The organism is Micromonospora sp. NPDC005087 (genome assembly GCF_042872965.1).
Classification (GTDB): domain Bacteria; phylum Actinomycetota; class Actinomycetes; order Mycobacteriales; family Micromonosporaceae; genus Micromonospora.
The window spans coordinates 218,680-235,644 of record NZ_JBIALB010000009.1 but is presented as its reverse complement, the minus strand read 5'-3'; the positions used below and the strand labels follow the sequence as shown (position 1 = coordinate 235,644).

17 protein-coding genes are annotated in these 16,965 nt (G+C 72.0%); 8 read left to right on the top strand and 9 right to left on the bottom strand.

The genetic code is table 11. The features are described 5' to 3' along the window. The first annotated feature begins 249 nt into the window (after nt 1–249). The 3 genes from ACFYPS_RS22125 to ACFYPS_RS22115 all read left to right on the top strand — a co-directional run bounded on the left by ACFYPS_RS22125 (nt 250) and on the right by ACFYPS_RS22115 (nt 2,615). Complete coding sequence (locus ACFYPS_RS22125) at nt 250–672, top strand: MmcQ/YjbR family DNA-binding protein (RefSeq protein ID WP_387326608.1); 423 nt, start codon at nt 250–252, stop codon at nt 670–672. Nucleotides 673–821: 149 nt separating this feature from the next. Then, nucleotides 822–1,859: an L-dopachrome tautomerase-related protein gene (locus ACFYPS_RS22120; protein ID WP_387326605.1), complete on the top strand. Its 1,038-nt coding sequence runs from the start codon at nt 822–824 to the stop codon at nt 1,857–1,859. A 60-nt stretch (nt 1,860–1,919) separates the two neighbouring features. Then, nucleotides 1,920–2,615, top strand: coding sequence for an alpha/beta fold hydrolase (locus tag ACFYPS_RS22115; protein ID WP_387326602.1), 696 nt, complete (start codon nt 1,920–1,922; stop codon nt 2,613–2,615). A 99-nt stretch (nt 2,616–2,714) separates the two neighbouring features. Here ACFYPS_RS22115 and ACFYPS_RS22110 read toward each other — a convergent pair whose 3' ends face one another. The 3 genes from ACFYPS_RS22110 to ACFYPS_RS22100 form a co-directional block, all read right to left on the bottom strand. Continuing rightward, the gene (locus ACFYPS_RS22110) at nt 2,715–3,968 is read right to left on the bottom strand and encodes an MFS transporter (RefSeq protein ID WP_354966732.1); all 1,254 of its coding nucleotides are present in this window, start codon (nt 3,966–3,968) and stop codon (nt 2,715–2,717) included. Next, nucleotides 3,965–4,561: an ArsR/SmtB family transcription factor gene (locus tag ACFYPS_RS22105; protein WP_387326599.1), complete on the bottom strand. Its 597-nt coding sequence runs from the start codon at nt 4,559–4,561 to the stop codon at nt 3,965–3,967. Before ACFYPS_RS22105 ends, ACFYPS_RS22110 begins: the two co-directional genes overlap by 4 nt. A 61-nt stretch (nt 4,562–4,622) precedes the next feature. Beyond that, nucleotides 4,623–6,236 (bottom strand): LLM class flavin-dependent oxidoreductase, encoded by a 1,614-nt coding sequence (locus tag ACFYPS_RS22100; RefSeq protein WP_387326596.1) that lies wholly within the window; start codon nt 6,234–6,236, stop codon nt 4,623–4,625. A 70-nt stretch (nt 6,237–6,306) separates the two neighbouring features. On the opposite strand from ACFYPS_RS22100, the gene ACFYPS_RS22095 reads away from it, so the two are divergent. Next, the gene (locus ACFYPS_RS22095; protein ID WP_354966735.1) at nt 6,307–6,903 is read left to right on the top strand and encodes a MarR family winged helix-turn-helix transcriptional regulator; all 597 of its coding nucleotides are present in this window, start codon (nt 6,307–6,309) and stop codon (nt 6,901–6,903) included. A 111-nt stretch (nt 6,904–7,014) separates the two neighbouring features. On the opposite strand, the gene ACFYPS_RS22090 is transcribed toward ACFYPS_RS22095, so the two are convergent. From ACFYPS_RS22090 to ACFYPS_RS22080, 3 genes are all read right to left on the bottom strand, one after another. Continuing rightward, on the bottom strand, nt 7,015–8,523 hold the full coding sequence (locus ACFYPS_RS22090; RefSeq protein ID WP_387326593.1) for a phosphoesterase: 1,509 nt from the start codon (nt 8,521–8,523) through the stop codon (nt 7,015–7,017). Between the two features lie 195 nt (nt 8,524–8,718). Next, nucleotides 8,719–10,038 (bottom strand): CocE/NonD family hydrolase C-terminal non-catalytic domain-containing protein, encoded by a 1,320-nt coding sequence (locus tag ACFYPS_RS22085; RefSeq protein ID WP_387326590.1) that lies wholly within the window; start codon nt 10,036–10,038, stop codon nt 8,719–8,721. 25 nt (nt 10,039–10,063) lie between these two features. Further along, the gene (locus tag ACFYPS_RS22080; RefSeq protein ID WP_354966738.1) at nt 10,064–10,735 is read right to left on the bottom strand and encodes a hypothetical protein; all 672 of its coding nucleotides are present in this window, start codon (nt 10,733–10,735) and stop codon (nt 10,064–10,066) included. Nucleotides 10,736–11,231: 496 nt separating this feature from the next. Between ACFYPS_RS22080 and ACFYPS_RS22075 the strand changes: the two genes are divergently transcribed. Further along, nucleotides 11,232–12,194, top strand: coding sequence for a helix-turn-helix domain-containing protein (locus ACFYPS_RS22075; protein WP_354966739.1), 963 nt, complete (start codon nt 11,232–11,234; stop codon nt 12,192–12,194). A gap of 28 nt (nt 12,195–12,222) precedes the next feature. Here ACFYPS_RS22075 and ACFYPS_RS22070 read toward each other — a convergent pair whose 3' ends face one another. Next, a complete protein-coding gene (locus tag ACFYPS_RS22070) occupies nt 12,223–12,720 on the bottom strand; it encodes a GNAT family N-acetyltransferase (protein WP_387326586.1) in 498 nt (165 codons plus the stop codon). Between the two features lie 64 nt (nt 12,721–12,784). Next, nucleotides 12,785–13,180: a winged helix-turn-helix transcriptional regulator gene (locus tag ACFYPS_RS22065; protein WP_387326729.1), complete on the bottom strand. Its 396-nt coding sequence runs from the start codon at nt 13,178–13,180 to the stop codon at nt 12,785–12,787. Nucleotides 13,181–13,277: 97 nt separating this feature from the next. Between ACFYPS_RS22065 and ACFYPS_RS22060 the strand changes: the two genes are divergently transcribed. Then, entirely contained in the window at nt 13,278–14,135 is an 858-nt protein-coding gene (locus ACFYPS_RS22060) for an SDR family oxidoreductase (RefSeq protein WP_387326584.1), read from the top strand. A gap of 100 nt (nt 14,136–14,235) precedes the next feature. Here ACFYPS_RS22060 and ACFYPS_RS22055 read toward each other — a convergent pair whose 3' ends face one another. Continuing rightward, the gene (locus ACFYPS_RS22055) at nt 14,236–14,928 is read right to left on the bottom strand and encodes a TetR/AcrR family transcriptional regulator (RefSeq protein ID WP_387326581.1); all 693 of its coding nucleotides are present in this window, start codon (nt 14,926–14,928) and stop codon (nt 14,236–14,238) included. 58 nt (nt 14,929–14,986) lie between these two features. Between ACFYPS_RS22055 and ACFYPS_RS22050 the strand changes: the two genes are divergently transcribed. Together ACFYPS_RS22050 and ACFYPS_RS22045 are read left to right on the top strand one after the other, a co-directional pair. Continuing rightward, entirely contained in the window at nt 14,987–15,823 is an 837-nt protein-coding gene (locus ACFYPS_RS22050) for an alpha/beta fold hydrolase (RefSeq protein ID WP_387326579.1), read from the top strand. Nucleotides 15,824–15,991: 168 nt separating this feature from the next. Beyond that, complete coding sequence (locus ACFYPS_RS22045) at nt 15,992–16,939, top strand: ion transporter (protein WP_387326576.1); 948 nt, start codon at nt 15,992–15,994, stop codon at nt 16,937–16,939. Nucleotides 16,940–16,965 lie beyond the last annotated feature (26 nt).

The window sequence follows — 16,965 nt, the reverse complement described above, 5'->3', positions numbered from 1 at the left end:
CGACGCGACGACGACGGCGCGTAACGGTGTGGCAGAACTTGTTACCACGAGCAATCCTGGCATCGCTGTAGGTGTCACGGCCATCAGCCGACACCGATGACCCGGGATGCCGATCGCTCTCAATTTCATGCACGTAGGTCTATTGACGTCTGCCCTGCTCACTCGCTAGTCCGTCGACACACGTCCCGTACGCCCGTACCGCCGTGGGAGACGGTGACCTGTCGTATCGCCCGGCTAGGGTCGCGGACCGTGACCGAACCTGGAGACGTCCCACCCGAGGTCCTCGACCGGCTGCGGCCGATCTGCCTCGGGCTGCCGGAGACGTACGAGGAGCCGGCGTGGGTGGGCACCCGCTGGCGGATCCGCAAGCGGACCTTCGCCCACGTGCTCACCGTCGATCCCGACCACCAGGCCGCCCATGCGCGCGCCGCGGACGTGGACCGCCCGACCTGCCTGCTGATCTTCCGCTCACCGCCCGACGAGATCGCCGGGCTGGTGGCCAGCGGGCATCCCTTCTACAAGCCGGAGTGGGGCCCGACCGTGCTCGGCATGGTCGTGGACGACGACACCGGCTGGGACGAGGTCGCCGAGCTGCTGACCGAGAGCTACTGCCTGCTCGCCCCGAAGCGACTCGCGGCCCTGGTGGACCGACCCGCCCCGCCACCCGGCTGAGCGCCCCGCCGGGCGGGTGGCGGTCGGCGGCGACCCACGGGCCGCCGGTTTCGGGCGGCACGACCCGGGGATACCGCGCGCCGGGTGGTCGGCTCCCCCGGCCACCGGTTGGCGCCCACGACGCCGTCGGGCGAGTGAGGAGCGGTCCCGTGTCCACGCTGCCCACCGAGGAGGACCCTCGACTGACGCCGGTGCTCGCCGAGGACCGGGTGTGCACGGGCGTGACGACCCTGCGGGGGCGCATCTTTCTGAGCTACCCGTCGGCGGACGGGCCGGGCGTGCGGGTCGCCGAGGCACTGCCGGACGGCCGGCGCGACCCGTACCCGGATGCCGCGTGGAATCAGGCCGATCAGCCACCGGACACCGCGTTCGTCACCGTCAACGGGCTGCGTGCCGGCCCGGACGGCCGGCTGTGGATCATCGACGCGGGCGCGCCGGGGATCGGCACCCGGCAGGTCCCGGGCGGGGCCCGGCTGATCGTGGTCGACCCGGACAGCGACCGGGTCGACCGGATCTACCACCTGGAGTCGGCGGTGCACCCCACCAGCTACGTCGACGACGTCCGGTTCCACGACGGCGTCGGTTACCTGACCGACGCCGGTTCGCCGGGCCTGATCGTGCTCGACCTCGACTCGGGGCGGGCCAGGCGGGTTCTGGACGGACATCCGAGCACCGTGGGCGGGCGCCTGGTGGCGGACGGCCGTCCGCTGCGCGACCCCGACGGCGGCGAGGTCCACGTGCACGCCGACCAGGTGGAGGTGTCCCCCGACGGCCGGTGGCTGTACTACCAACCGGCCTCCGGCGGGATGTCCCGCATCGGCACCCGGTGGTTGGACGACCCGTCGATGTCCGCGGACGAGCTGGGCCGGCGGGTCGAACGGTGGTTCGACACCCCGAGCACCGGCGGTACGGCGATCGACGCCGCCGGCACCATCTACCTCAGCGATGTGGAACGACGGCGCATACTCGCCCTGGCGCCGGACCGCACCGTGCGCACACTCGTCGCCGACTCCCGGCTCGCCTGGGTGGACGCCATGTGGATCGACGCCGACGCCCGGCTCTGGCTGCCGGCCGCCCAGTTGCACCTGACCGCCGGGCTCAACGGCGGACGCGCCGCCGTCGACTACCCGGTCCGGATCTACCGGATGCCGGTCGACGCCGGCCCGCCCGCACTGGACCACTGCTGAACGAACGACCGCTCGGCGGGTGCGGCGGCGATGTCGGAGGGCCCGGCTAGGGTCCGGTCCATGGCTGAATTCGTACTGGTGGCAGGGGCGTGGTTGGGGTCGTGGGCGTGGGACGAGGTGCTGCCGCCGCTGCGCGCGGCCGGCCACGGCACCCATCCGCTGACCCTCTCCGGCCTCGCCGAGAAGCAGGGTGTGCCGGCCGGGCAGCAGACCCACGTGCAGGACATCGTCGGTGAGATCGAGCGGCGCGACCTGCGCGACGTGGTGCTGGTCGGGCACAGCTACTCGGGCATCCCGGTGGGTCAGGCCGCCGGGCGGATCGGCGACCGGCTGAGCCGGGTGGTCTTCGTCGACTCGGAGGTGCCGGTCGACGGCGGGTCGTTCGCGTCCGGCTGGTGGCAGGGCCCGGCGGCGCTGGAGTCGTTGCTCGCCGACAACGGCGGCTACTGGCCGCCGCTGAGCGCGGCCGAGCTCGACGGCCAGGGGCTCACCGACGAGCAGGTCGCCCGGTTGACCAAGGGCTTCACCCCGCACCCCGCCGCCACGCTGACCGAGCCGGCCGTGCTGACCCGCCCGCTCGGCGAGCTGCCGACCACGTACGTCAAGTGCCTGCTCGACGGGCCCGAGCCCAACGACACCGTGGCCGCCCTGCTGACCAGCGAGCACTGGCGACTGGTCACGATGGCCACCGGCCACTGGCCGATGGTCTCCCAGCCCGCGGAGTTGGCCCGGTTGCTGCTGGCCCCCGCGGACTGAGCTGCCCGGGGCCGCTCAGGCGATGGCGGCCCCTGTGCGTCGGGCGCTCCCCACCGGCGGTGCGGCGCCCGCCGCACGGCCGGTGGTCTGCCGGAGGGGTCAGGTCGCCGTATCGAGGCTGGCGATGTGGCGCACCGGCGACGCGAGCAGCCAGAAAACGGCGAGCGCGCCGCCCAGGCCGGCGACGACGAGCGTCGGCCGCAGCCCGATGGTCGTGCCCAGCGCGCCACCGACCAGCGCGCCGAGCGGCCGGATCCCGTAGTTGACCGCGCCGTACGCGCCGGCCCGGCGGCCCCGTGCGTCGTCGGGCGTGACCGCGGTGATGAGGGCGTTCAGGTTGACGTCCATGAGCATCACCCCGACGCTGGAGACCAGCTCGATGGCCGCCAGCGTGGCCACCTTCGCCCAGGTCGGCCCGGTCACCAGCGCGGTCAGCGCCAGCGGCGCGGGAAAGAGCACCGCGCCGATCATCGCGGTACGGCCCAATCCGATGGCGCGGGAGACCCGGGGCGCCAGTGCCGCGCCCGCGAGCCCGCCGATCGCGCCGGCGCCGAACGCGATGCCGATGGCGCCGGCGGACAGGTCGAGTTCGCGATTCGCGTACAGCACCAGCAACGCGGTGGCGATGAAGGAGAAGAAGTTGACGGTGCTGGTGCAGCCGAGCGCGGCGCGCAGCACCGGGTGGCGCAGCACCAGCACGAGACCTTCGCGGACGAGGCCGAGAGTGGACGACCGCCGTGGCGGCGGAGGCGCCTCGGTCACCGGGATGCGGCCGATCAGCAGCGCGGACCCGAGGAACGACACCGCGTCGACGATGACGGCGACCGGCGCGCTCAGCGCCTGGACCAGTCCACCGCCGACGGCAGGGCCGGCCATGAAGGACACGGCGCGGCTCATGCTCAGTTTGCTGGTCGCGTCGACGTAGGCCGACGGCGGCACCAACGCGACGAAGAACGCCTGGCGCGCCATGGCGAACAGCACCGCCCCGGCGCCGGTCAGCAGCGCCACCAGGTAGAGCTGGGTGAGGGTGACCGCGTCGAAGAGGTAGGCCACCGGCAGGCTGAGCAGCACCGCCGCGCGGACCAGGTCGGCGATGATCAGGAGCCGGCGCTTGCGGGTGCGCTGGTCCACCCACGCGCCCAGGAACAGGCCCAGCAGGTTGGGCAGCCAGATCAGCGCGGTGAGGACACTGACCTGCGCAGGGGTCGCGGCGAGCAGGGAGACGGCGATCAGCGGCAGCGCCAGCTCGCTGATCCGGTCACCGAACTGGGAGATCGTCTCGCCGATCCAGAAGGTGCGGAACCGCCGGTCGCGGTGCAGGGCCGGCGGTGGCGCGGTGTCGACGGTGGTCACGACGTCGCCGGGTCGTCGCCGGGCTCGGGCAGCAGGTAGCGCAGCATCCGGACGACCTGCGCGCCGGCCGGTGACTCCTGCTCGTCCTTGCGCCGTACGTACGGGGCGAGCAGCTGCTCGATCGCGTCCTCCAGCTGCCGCAGCTCGTCGGGGGTTGCCACGAACCGGGTGTCGGCCACCCCGGCCAGCCCGCGCCACTCGGCGTCCAACCGGGGCTCGTCGTGCAGCAGCCACTGCTGCGGCGCGTCGGCTGCCCGGGCGAACATCTCGCCGCGCAGTTGACGGGCGGCGGCCTGCCCCTCGGCGTCGTCGGGCAGCGTGAAGCGGAAGCCCCGGGCGGCCGCCTGCCACCAGCGCTCCCGCTTGCTGGTGGCGCCCTCCCAATCGGTGACCAGGCCGAACGTCGCGAGATGCCGGAGGTGCCAGCTGACCACCGACGGCGTCGCGCCGACGTGCGGCGAGAGCCCGGTGGCGGTCGCGGGGCCGTGCCGCTGGAGGCGGTCGAGGATGGCCAGCCGGACCGGGTGGGCCAGCGCGCGCAGCGCCTGCGGCTCGGTTACCTCGAAATCCCCGAACGGATTCTTGAGAGACATGTTTCGAAAGTAGTCTCTCAGATTGGTCGGGGCAACCCCCGGCCGAGCCGGATCGCCGCGGTCAGCTCACCCCCAGCCGGGCCAGCGGCTCGACCAGCTCGCGCTCCTCGTAGCTGAGGTGGGACAGCAGGGCGTCGGTCAGCAGGTTGACCGCCGCACGCAGCTCGGCCAACCCGTCCGGCGCCCCGACGTACGCGACCAGGGCCCGGTCCACGCCCTCCAGGACGTCGTGGATGACGTGGTGTTCCTGCTCCAGCCGGTCGATGACCGGGCGGAGCCGGGGGTCGGCCTGCCGCAGCCGCGGAAAGAGCGCCTGGTCCTCGATGGTGTGGTGGGTGGTGACGATGCGGCAGTAGGACTCGCAGTAGGCGCCGAGCGTCCACCGGTTCTGTCGCATCGTCATCGTGTTGATGTGCGACCGGGCCATGCCGGCGTCGATCTCACCGGCGGCGACCTGCTCGATCAGATCGTGGATCTGGGCCAGCTCGCCACGCAGGCCGTCGTGCACCTGCACCAGGTGCTGGCCGGTCGCCTGCTCCTGTGCGGTGTAGGTGCGCGTCGGGTCGGGCGCGGGCCCGCTCGGCCGGGCCGACTCGTCCCAGACGCGCTGGTCGCTGAGCCGCCGCCCGTCGTCGGGGGTCGGCACGACGGCGAACGCGCCGCCTGTCACGCGCGGCCGCGCCGGGGGCTCGACGACGGCCGCCGGCTCGGTGACCGGGGAACGCGCCGGCGCGGTGCCACGGTCGCGCTCGGCGGCGACCAGCTCGCGGACGGCGGGCGCCACCTCACCGGCGAACCGGCGCAGGTCGTCGGGGTCGTCGCTGCCGAGGATGAAGGCGCTGATGCCGTCGCTTAGCGCGAGCTCGGCCAGCTCCCGCGCCCACTGCTCGGTGGGCCCGTGCAGCGTGCCGCGCCCGGCGGAGGCGAACTGGCCGGAGATGTTGAGCAACCGGCGGACGTCCCCGGGCGAGCGGCCGGCCTGCCGCGCGGCGTCGTCGATGATCTCGTTGCCCTTGGCCAGATCACCGGGCTGGAGGTAGCCCAGCGACGGCAGCCACCCATCGGCCCGGCGGCCGGTGAGCTCGAGCATGCGCGGCTTGTACGCGCCCAGCCAGATCGGCACCGCGTGCGCGGGGGCCGGGCCCCGCTTGGCGCCGACGACCCGGTGGAACTCGCCGTCGACCCGCACTCCTCCCCGCGCCTCGGCGTCCCAGAGCTGGCGGATGACGTCGATGGCCTCCTCGAGGGCCCGCACTCCCTGCCCGGGGGTCAGCCGTCGGCCGCCCATCGCCTCGATGGCCTCCCAGAACGCGCCCGCGCCGAGGCCGAGCTCGACCCGGCCGCCGCTGAGCAGGTCCAGGCTGGCGACGCTGCGGGCGAGCACGGCCGGCGGGCGTAGCGGCAGGTTGGTGACGTTCGCCGACAGGTGCACCCGACTGGTCCGCGCGGCCACGTAGCTCAGCAGCGTCCAGGTGTCGAGGAACCTCGATTGGTACGGGTGGTCCTGGAAGGTGACCAGGTCCAGCCCGACCTGCTCGGCCAGGACTGCGAGGCCGACGGTGCGGTCCGGATCGTCGCTGCCCGGCGTGGTGAACGATCCGAACACCAGGTCGTGGCCGTAGTCGCCCATCTGCGGAGCCTCCGTTTCGCGCGACGCCTCGGTACGACGCGTCATGACCTCAACCTTATGCCATACAGAACATCTGTTGCCAACAAGGTCTGCGGTGCTGCGCTATTGTCGACGCATGACGGGTGCCAGTGACACGCGGGACCGGCCCGATCCGCTCGACGACGACCTGGGCTGGATGCTCGGGATCGTCTTCCGTGGCTACGTCCGGGCGGCCGAGCACGCGCTCGCCGACTTCCCCGGCGGCCCGCGCGGTTACCAGGTGCTCACCGCCGCGATCAACGGACCGGCCCGGAACCAGGGTGCGATCGCTGAGGAACTCGGCATCGACCGCACCGTGCTCACCTACCTGATCGACGACCTGGAACGCCCCGGGATCGTGGCCCGTCGGGCGGACCCGGCCGACCGGCGCAGCCGGCTGGTGGACGTCACCGCCGCCGGCCGCGCGGCGTGGGAGCAGCGGCGTCGGGCGCTGCGGCAGGTCGAGTCGCACCTTCTGGGGGCGCTCACGCCGGCCGAGTCGGCGACGCTGCGGGCCCTGCTCCAGCGGGTCGCCTGCTCGGCCCAGGCGGTCGACCCGCTGCGCGACCTATGCGAGGTGGTCGCGCAGGTGCGGCCCGACCCGGCCGCCCCTGGCCCGAACCGGTCGGGGGCAGCGCCCGAGCCGGGCAGTCGGGCACCCGCCGCCCGGGCCCGCCGCCGCGGCACCGCCTGACATCCGGGCGAGTCGCCCGCCAGCCGCTGAAAGCGGCGCGGGTCCGCCAGCACCGCCCGACCGTCGTGCGTCGAGCCGTACCGGCGGACCCGCGATCCGCTGTCGCGCTGGTCAGCGCACGTGCACGAACACCGGGTTCGAGTAGAACCACAGGTCGTCCCACGGGCTCTCCAGCCCGTCGGCGAGCGGCTCGGCCTCGTCAGTGCTGGTGCCGCGGACCCGCGCGTAGGTGTCGGTCTCGACGTTGCGCAGGGTGTGCCGGATGACGTAGTCCGCTCCCTGCCGGCGCCAGTCGCGCGGGCCGAAACGGGCCACCACCTTGGTGGTGGGGTTGGTGTCGGCGTCCAGGCTGGCGCTCGGCCCGGTGATCTGGCCGACGATCAGGTCGACCCGGCGGACCTCGGGCCGGTCACCGTTGGCGTTCTCGCCGTTCAGCGGACGGAACTTGATCTCGATGTCGACGTCGGTGCGGTTGCGACGGCTGACCGTGATGGTCTCGCCCACCTCGGCGGTCTTGCCCTGGGACTTGGCGGTGACGTCGAGGCTGCGGATCAGATCGCCGGTGGTGACCCAGATCCGGCCGTTGCGCAGGCCGTCCATGATGTCGCCGTAGTCCTGGCGGGCGTGCACGTAGGTCTTGCTGTACTCGCCCGGCCAGAAGTCCGAGCCGCCGCGCGTCCAGTGCACGTGCGAGTCCGAGGTCGCGGTGATCCACCAGCGTCGGCCCTCACCGAGCAGCGAGTCCCACAGCCCGCCAACCCGCGCGGTCATCTGGTCGAAGCCGCCGTAGGTGGGGTGGTTGCCGTACCCGCCCCGCGCGCCACCGTTGAGCGGACCGGCCTGGTGACCGGGTGCGCCCTCGAAGCCAATGTAGACGTCCGGCGCGGCGTTGTTGCCGTTGCGGAACTCGCGCGGGGTGTCCTGGCCGTAGACGCCGAGACCGGGCGCCGAGCGGGACGCGTGGTGGGCGATCACCAGCGGCTTGTGCGGCATGCCCCGCGCGACCTTGAGGAACTCCACCATCTTGGCCTCGGTGTCCCGGGCCGGGTCGGTGGGGAACGCGTCGTACTTGGCGAACCGGCTCTCCAGCTCGAAGAGCTGCTTCGCCTCGTCGTCGTGGCGCGGGATCATCAGCGTGTGATGGTCCAGCGAGGGCGCGTCGAACTCCATGCCCCAGAACTGGAGCACCTCGGGGACCAGCTTGCGCGAGCGCAGCAGGTCGGGGTACGCCTGTTCGATGTTCACCTTCGAGTGCGTCGGTCCACCGTGATCGGTGCACATCGCCCAGGTCAGACCGAAGTTCTTGGCCATGATGGCGTTGGTGACGATCGGGTAGACCGCGTCCGCGCCCTTGTGGAAGACGATCGGCGACTTCGTGGTGTCGAACTCGCCGCTGTACTCCGAGTGGACGTGGTGGTCACCGGCGCGCCACGCCCGGGCCTTCGAGTCACCCCGGTCGTTCTTGTCGTCGCCGGGCCGCCGCTCCTCGTCGGCCCAGGCCGCACCGCCGCCCACCAACGGGCTGGCCGCGGCCAGCGTCGCGCCGATGCCCGCGTACTTGACCAGCTTGCGCCGTGTCAGCTGCGCGCGCTCGACCTCTTCGGGTTGCTTGTCCCTCACGTGCGAGCCTCTCCTCGATCAAGCGAATGCTCTTTGATCAAGAAGCCTCGGAGAGGGCCGTTAACGGCGGTTGTACGGGATACGGGTCCACGATGAACACCCTGCCCAAACCCACTGAAGGCGCTGCCGTCAGCGGCGCGACGCTGCGGTCGGTCACCCGATGACAGCGTGGGGTGCCGGAAACGGGCCGGCCGGTCAGGGCACCTGCCGGGTGTCCCGCGTGGTCCGGGCCGCCGACGGGTCGGCCGGCGCGGTGACCACCCGTGGCGCGACGTCGACCGTGGGCAACCCGGCCCGACCGGCGAGCGGGAGGATCAGCTCGCTGCGGCCGAGGTCGACCCGGACGGTGGCGTCCCGGTCGTCGGTCTCGGTGAACTCCGGGTCGCTCTGGCCGAGCACCAGCCCGAGCACGTGGCCGGCGGGCAGCACCGCGTCGTACGCGTTCAGCGGCACGGTCAAGGTGTACCAGCGGTCCGGCAGCAGCGGGGTGCGGAACCGCAGTGAACGGTGGTGGGCGGCGTCGAGCCAGCCCCGGGTCAGCACCGCGTGGTCGGAGACCCCGGTGATCTCCTCGGTGTCCGGGTAGCAGGCGTCGTCGGCGGCTGTGGAGGCTCCCCAGCAGGACTCGGTGCTCAGCGTCCGCACGCCCTCCGAGCTGTCGTAACGGATCCGCTCGGCGGTGCCGTAGTCGACCAGCCGGGCGGTCAGCTCGGTGGTCGGCCGGTCCACCCGGATCCGCAGTCGCACCGAGGGGCTGCCGGAGATCCGTACCGGCGCGGCGAGCGCGCCGGAGAGGAAGACCAACCGCCCGGAGGTCGCGGTGTTCGGCTCGGCGACCAGCTCGGCCTCGGTCAGCGACTCGTCGACGTACGCCTGCTCGCGGCCCGGCCGGGCGCCGCGCCCGCCGAGGGTGCCGGTCACGCCGTCCCCGGCGCCGAGGGCGACCCGGACCGACCGGGTGCCGGGCGCTGGCCAGTCCCGCTGCGTCGTCCACGTTCCGGGCGCGGTCTCCAGGTCGACCCGCGGCTCGTCCATGACCCCGTTGTGCAGCCCCTGCAACCAGTAGTCGAACCAGCGGTGCAGGGGGTCGACCCACTCGGCGCGTCGGACGTCGAACGGGTCCTCGTGGCCGGCCTGGTAGAGCCAGAGCTTGCGGGGCACGCCCTGCTCGGCCAACTCCTGCCACCAGCGGGCGAACTGGTTGGTCGTGACGTTCAGGTCGTTGACGCCGTGCGCCACGAACACGCTGGTCCGGACGCGGCCCGCGGCGGGCCGGTAGTCGCGTTGCGCCCAGAAGCGGTTGTGGTCACCGGTCTCCTCGGCGCTGTCGGCGCGCAGCCGGGCCAGCACGTCCGCGCAGACCCCGTCGGTGCGGCCGTTGACGTACGAGTGCAGGTAGCCGGGATAGTCGGCGGACCGCAGCACCCCCTGGTAGCGCATGTAGTCGTACCAGCTGGAGATCGCGGAGATCGGCACGATGGTCGCCAGCCCCGGGATGCGGCGCGTGGATGACATTCCGTCGCATCGATACCGGTCTTGCCTAGGGCGCGTTTCTAATCCGGGCTCGGGGCAGCCAGCCCAGGAAGCGCAGCCGGGCCCCGGGCAACGGCAGCGTGGGCAGGTCCTGCGCGGCGGCGACGAGGCAGGAGCCGAGGTACACGGCGAGGGCGGCGCGCGCCCCACCGAACTCGGCGAGGAGTTGACTCTGCTTGGTGGCACAGGGCCAGTCGCGACCACAACCGGTGCAGGTCCAGGTCGGCGGGCTGGGCAGGTGTTCCGGCAGCTTCGGCCGGTACCGGCCCACGACGTTGTTGTCGGAGCGTACGTCGCGTCGCCCGGGCACCGGGCCGCCGTTGCGGTGCGTGGGCTGCCGGCCGGCGGGCAGGTAGCGCCGGACGGTGCCGAGGAGTGCGCCGACGCGGACCAGCGCGTCCGGCCCCACCTGGTGGGTCAGCAGCGCCGTCAGCAGGTGGTGCCCCAGCAGGTCCATGGAGTCGCGGTTCAGGCGCAGGTCGCGGCACAGGTCGACGAACTGGGGCGTCGTGAGCGGCACCCGGTCGTCGAGCGCCCGGCGCAGCACCTCGCGCAGCGCACTCCCGAGGCTCTGCAACGCGTCCGTCTCGCCCAGTGCCAGACTGTCCTCGCCCGCCACCCGCGCGAGCGTCTCGGCCACGGCGAACCGAACGACCCGGTCAGATTCGGTACTGTCCAATGGTCTCCCCCTATGTGGCCAGTCGCCCGGCATCCCCTACGACCCCCGGGGAATCATGGAAAGAATTCCGCCGGTGCAACCTGCATGGCTAGGCCAGTAGACGCAGGAACCCCGGACGCGGTAGCCGGAAAGCGAAGTCGACTCAACGGATCGGACGAGCGCGAGCGGAACACGGGCGGATTATCGTAGGGATTGAGTTCCCGTCATTGGCTATTCCGATAGCGGGAATCAAAAGATCAGCTCCGATCCACACTGGCTCGACCGACCGCCGCCGTCCCGCTCACAACGCTTCATTCACCCCGAGATCTCCCAACCCGAACACCCCCGCCGCCAGGTCCCGCCACCCGTCCGAACTGGACGGCGCGGGCGGGAACTGGCACCGCAACGGCTCCGCCGGCAGCAGCGTGCCGGGACGCGCCTCCGCGCAGGCACGTCCCGACCTCGCCGCCGGCCCTGGTTCGCCATTCGGCGGCACCATTCCGGACGGAGACAGCGGATGACGTCACCAGTGCAGACCCGAGGGTTCGACAGCCGAGATCCGTCGGCCATCCACCACTTCCTGGCCAGGACGTACAACACGGAACTACGAATGCGCGGCGGGGACGACGGAATCCGGCTCGTCCACAAACGTGTCGACGCCGGGCCGTTCGCCGTCGCGACCACCGGGCAGACGGCGTACCTCGACATCGAGGTGGGTGCCATCGACGGATTGGTGATCTGCCGCGCCCACACCGCCCGGGTCGACCGTACCTGTGATGGCACGGCCCACCGGTTCGCTCCCGGCGACGTCTTTCTCGCCACCCGGCCCGACCTGCCGTACAGCGTGCGTTGGCACCCCGGCGAGGTGGAGATCTGTGTGCTGGACCTCGCGGTGCTCTCGCAGGTCGCCACCGCCGCGCCGGGCCGGCGACCCGGTCAGATCCGGTTCACCGACATCGGCCCGGCCTCGGCGACCCTCGCCCGACAGTGGCGCAACACCACCAGCTACGTCAGCGACGTCGTCCTGAACAACCCGATCGCCAGCGCGCAGCCGCTGGTGATCGGCAACGCCGCGCGAATGCTCGCCGCGTCGGCGCTCACCGTCTTTCCCAACACCGCGGTCACCGATCCGACCGTCCAAGACCGACGCGACGCCAACACCGCAACGTTGCGCCGGGCCATCGCCTTCATGGACGAGCACGCCGACCGGGACATCACGGCGGCCGACATCGCGGACGCCGCGGCGGTCTCCCTCCGGGCGGTGCAACTCGCCTTCCGCCGTCATCTCGACACCACCCCGATGGCGTACCTGCGGCAGGTCCGGCTCGATCGGGCCCACCACGACCTGCTCCTGGCCGACCCTCGCCGGGACACCGTGTCGGCGATCGCGAGCCGGTGGGGGTTCGCAAACCACAGCAGGTTCACCGCCCGGTACCACGCCAGTTACGGAGTACCGCCCCGCGAGACGCTCAACGCCTGACGGCCAGGCGGGCACCGTCACGGACGGCTCACGAGGCGCGTGGCAGCGCGAGCCACTCCTGCCAGGTGATGTCGCGGCCCAGATAGCGGGGCTGACGGAAGGGCCAGTCGGCCGCGATCCACCACGGCACCAGCGCGTCGAGCGCGCGCTCCTCCTCGCCGCCGACAAGGTCGTCCACCACCCACCAGGAGACCTCGCCGTCGGAGCCGGCGCGCTCGGGCGGGTCGATGTAGACGCAGCCCAGGATCGCCGTCTCTTCCTCGTCCAGCAGCGCGTAGTTGAACGACTGGTGCGCGGCTATCTCCTTCTCGTGCCGCAGCAGATCGATGCGGTCCTCTTCATAGGTCATCGTCGCCGGGGGCCAGGCCCAGGCCGGGCCGAAGATCTCCCACAGGCGCTCTTGGGAGCCCATCACGGCGGGGTAGTCGAGCGGGGTGTCCGCCTCGCGGATCGGCCGCAGGTGCAGCGCGGTGCCGGGCACGGGCACGTGGACGGGGTGGACGAACTCGTCAGGCAGCCAGCTCATGAGGGCTGAGGCTACAACCCGGCCGCCGCAGGATGATCAACGCGGCAGGTGTGCCGCGGAAGCGCTAGCCCCGGTCGCGCTCGTGGGCGTCGCGCGCGGTCTGCAGCTCGGGCACCGAGGCCTCCAGCAGGTTGGCGAGGCCGCGAATCTGCTCCGCGACCCGGGCGCCGAGGGGCGTCAGCGAGTATTCGACACGCGGCGGGATCGCCGTGAGGACCTCGCGGGTGAGCATGCCGTCGCGTTCCAGGGTTTGGAGGGTCTGGGAGAGCATCCGCTCGCTGACCCCGTCGATGCGGCGGCGCAGCGCGTTGAACCGGTAGCGACCTTCACCGAGCGCGAGCAGGGCTAGCGACGCCCACTTCGAGGTGACGTCCTCGAAGGCCGCGCGGGAGGTGCAGCCCCGCGCGAAGACATCGCTGACGAGTTCCTGGGTAGGCCCCGCCGGGTCCCGGGCCGGCATGTCGCTCACCTCACCAGCCTACCCCAAAGTTACGACTTAGCATGTGCTGTAGATTCGTAAGTGCTTACAGGTTTACATCACCCTATCGGAGGTTGTCATGCCCACCTATGCCGTCACCGGCGCCACCGGCCGCCTGGGCCGCCTGGTGATCCAGCAGCTGCTCGACACCGGCGTACCCGCCGCCGAGATCGCCGCCATCGTCCGCACCCCGGAGAAGGCCGCTGACCTCGCCGCGCGTGGCGTCGAGATCCGTCGGGCCACCTACGACGACCCGTCGATGCTGCCCGGCGCCGTGGCCGGCGTACGCCGCCTGCTGCTGATCTCCGGTGACACGCCCGGTCAGCGCGTGCGCCAGCACACCGCGGTCATCGACGCGGCCAAGCTCGCCGGTGTCGAGCGCCTGATCTACACGAGCATCCTGCGCGCCGACACCACCACGAACCCGCTGGCGCCGGAGCACAAGGCCACCGAGGAGATCCTCGCCGCCTCAGGCCTCCCCCACACCGTGCTGCGGAACAGCTGGTACACCGAGAACTACACCGACCAGCTGCCGCAGTACCTGCGGACGGGCACGATCCTCGGTGCCACCGGTGGCAGCAAGGTCTCCGCCGCGACCCGGGGCGACTACGCGGCCGCCGCCGCCGCGGCGCTGACCCGCGAGGAGGACGGCAACACCGTCTACGAGCTGGGCGGCACCGCCTTCACCTTCGACGAGCTGGCAGCGGCCGTCACCGAGGTCACCGGCACCACCGTCGTCCACCAGGACCTGTCGGCCGCCGAGCTGGCCTCGGCCCTGGAGAACGTCGGGCTCGACGCCGGCACCGCCGGGTTCGTCGCCGCGCTCGACCACTCGATCGCCATCGGTGAGCTGGTGACCGACAGCGACGATCTCAGCCGGCTGATCGGAAGGCCGAGCACCCCGCTGCACGACGCGATCCGGGCCGCGCAGGCCTGACCGTCGGCCGAGCCGACCGGCAAGCCGGGCGGGCGACGGGTGTCCGCACCCGCCGCCCGCCGGCGCGCTCCGCCCACACCGGACGGCAGGGCGTGGTCGATTACGCGGCGGGCTCGGCGAGGAGCAGACCGGTCAGCAGGCCGCGCAGGGCCCGCTCGAACAGGTCGGTCCGGGGCGCTGGTGGCGAGGGCTGACCGAACGCCGCGACCAGGTGCGGGTACGCCGCGAGGTCGGTGCCGGCGAAGGTGAAGGACCCGGCCGTGGCCTCGCTGCGCGCGAAGAGGCTCACCACGCCGGTCACCATCGCGATCGCCTCGAACTTTGCCGTGACGGCGCAGCGGACGGGTTCCAGGATCCGGAGGCAGGTGTCGAACCAGGCCAGGCTCTCGGGGCCGATGCCAGACGGTCGGTGAATCACGTCGGTCAGCCACGGGTGGCGGCGGTGCAGCGCCAACTGCCGGCGGGCCAGCAACAGCATCCCGTCCAGCCAGTCGCCCTCCGCCCGCGGGTACGGCCGCAACTCCCCCACCACCCGGTCGGTCATCAGGTCCAGCAAGTCGTCCCGGGACGACAGGTACCGGTAGAGCGACCCGGCCCCGGTGCCCAGCGCGGTGGCGACGGCCCGCATCGACACCGCCGCGAGTCCTTCCTTGTCCGCCAATGCGATGGCGGCCGCGACGATGGCGTCGCGACTGTGTGCCGGGGCGGGACCGCGGCTGCCGCGTTCGGGTCTGGCCCAGATCGGCTGCCGGTCGGAACCGCCGTCGCCGGCTCTCGTGGGTGCGTCGCTCACGGATCTACTGTAAACTGCAAACGTCGTTCGCAGTTCAATCACGGGAGGTGGGCTGGCGATGGAGCGGATCACGGCACGGGACGGCGCGAACATCGTGCTGCACTCGACGGGCACTGGGCCTGGGATCATCGTGGTGCACGGCGGCGGGATCACCATCGACATGTACCGACGGCTCGCCACGGCGTTCGCCGACCGGTTCACCGTGCACCTCTACAACCGGCGGGGACGGGCGGACGCCCCGCCCAGGTCGACGCCCTACACCTTCGAGCAGGACATCGACGACCTCGCCGTGGTGCTGGAGCACACCGGGTCCGGCAACGTCATCGGCCACAGCTCCGGCGGCTTCATCGCGCTCCAGGCGGCGCTCCGACTGCCGATCGACCGGCTCGCCGTCTACGACGCCGCGGTCTCCATAGACGGCGGCTTCCCCACCGCGTGGCTCGACCCCGCACAGGAGGCGCTGCGGTCCGGCGACATCGCCCGGAGCCTCGCCATCACGGCCGCCGGCATCAATCCGCAGATGGCGGCGGCGAAACTCCCGTTCGGCGTACGGCTGGCCATCGTCCGCGCGTTCATGCGTACGCCGATCGGGCGGACGATGGCCTACCTGCTGCCGATGACCCTGGACGAGTCAGCCCTGATCCGGGCGCACGACGGCCCGGCCAGCCGATGGGAAGGCGTCACCGCCGAGGTGCTGCTCGCCTGCGGCGCCGACAGCCCGCCCTACTACGTCGACCTCAACGAGGCCCTGGCCAGCGTGTTGCCCCGAGCCCGGACCCTGGTGATTCCCCGCAGCGGCCACGACGCCGTGAACCGGGCCCATCCGAGGTTCGTGGATCCCTTCGCCACGTTCTTCGGAGCCCCGGTCAGTCCGGAACGGACCGGCCACCACTGACGCGCCGCGCGGTCACCCCACCCGTGGCCGAGCGGGAGACCGTCGGTCACGGGTCGGGCGCTTGGTTAGGGTGATGGACATGCCCGCACGCCGCCCGCACCGCCACGACGCCGGCCGGAGGTGGGCCCGACCGGCGGCCTCCGCACGCACCATCGGGCCGGGCGACTGGTGAGTGGCGCACGCGTACCCGTCCCGCGGGGTGAGTCGGCGGCGCCCGCGCCCGGCCGGTCCAGACTGGTCGACGCCTGCGGTCGACTCGCCCGGTCGCGCCCCTTCGAGGTCGGCATCGTCGCCGTCATCCTCGCCAACGGGATCGTCCTCGGCCTGGAGACGTACCGGGGCCTGACCGTGGCGGGCACCGTGCTGCACTGGCTGGAGTTGCTCTTCCGAGCCGTCTTCGTCGTCGAGATCGGCATTCGGCTGGCCGCCTACGGCCGTCGCCCGCAGGACTTCTTCCGGCACGGCTGGAACGTCTTCGACTTCGCCGTGATCGCGGCGATCTTCATTCCGGGCCTGCACGGCGATCCGGCGCTGCTGCGGGTGGTGCGGGTCGCCCGGATGGTCAGGCTGGTGCGTTTCTCCCCGGGCCTTCGTACCATCGTCTCCGCCCTGTGGCGCAGCCTGCCGGGCGTCGGTGGTTTCCTCGCGCTGGCCGTGGTGACGCTCTACGTGTACGGCATGGCCGGTTGGCTGATCTTCGGCAGCAGATTTCCGGACCAGTACGGCGACATCGGCCGGTCCCTGCTGACGTTGTTCGTGCTGCTCTCCCTGGAGACGTTGCCGGACCTCATCCAGCAGGGCATGACGATCTCGCCGTGGACGCTGCTCTACTACGTCAGCTACGTGGTCATCACCGTCAACCTGCTGCTCAACATCCTCATCGCGGTGATCGTCAACTCGATGGAGGAGGCACGCCGGCTGGAGATGACCGAACGCCTGGCCCCGGGGTACGACGAGGACGGCGACGGCGTACCGGACGAGGTGGACCGCATCGCGATCAGCCAACGGCTCGACGATCTGCGCGCGGTGATCGCCGAGTTGGAGCGGGAGCTGCGGATCGACCGGGATGACGGGCACGGCCGGCCGCACCGCGAGGACGCCCGCGCCGGACGGTGAGCGGCCGCCCGACGCCGGTCGTCCTC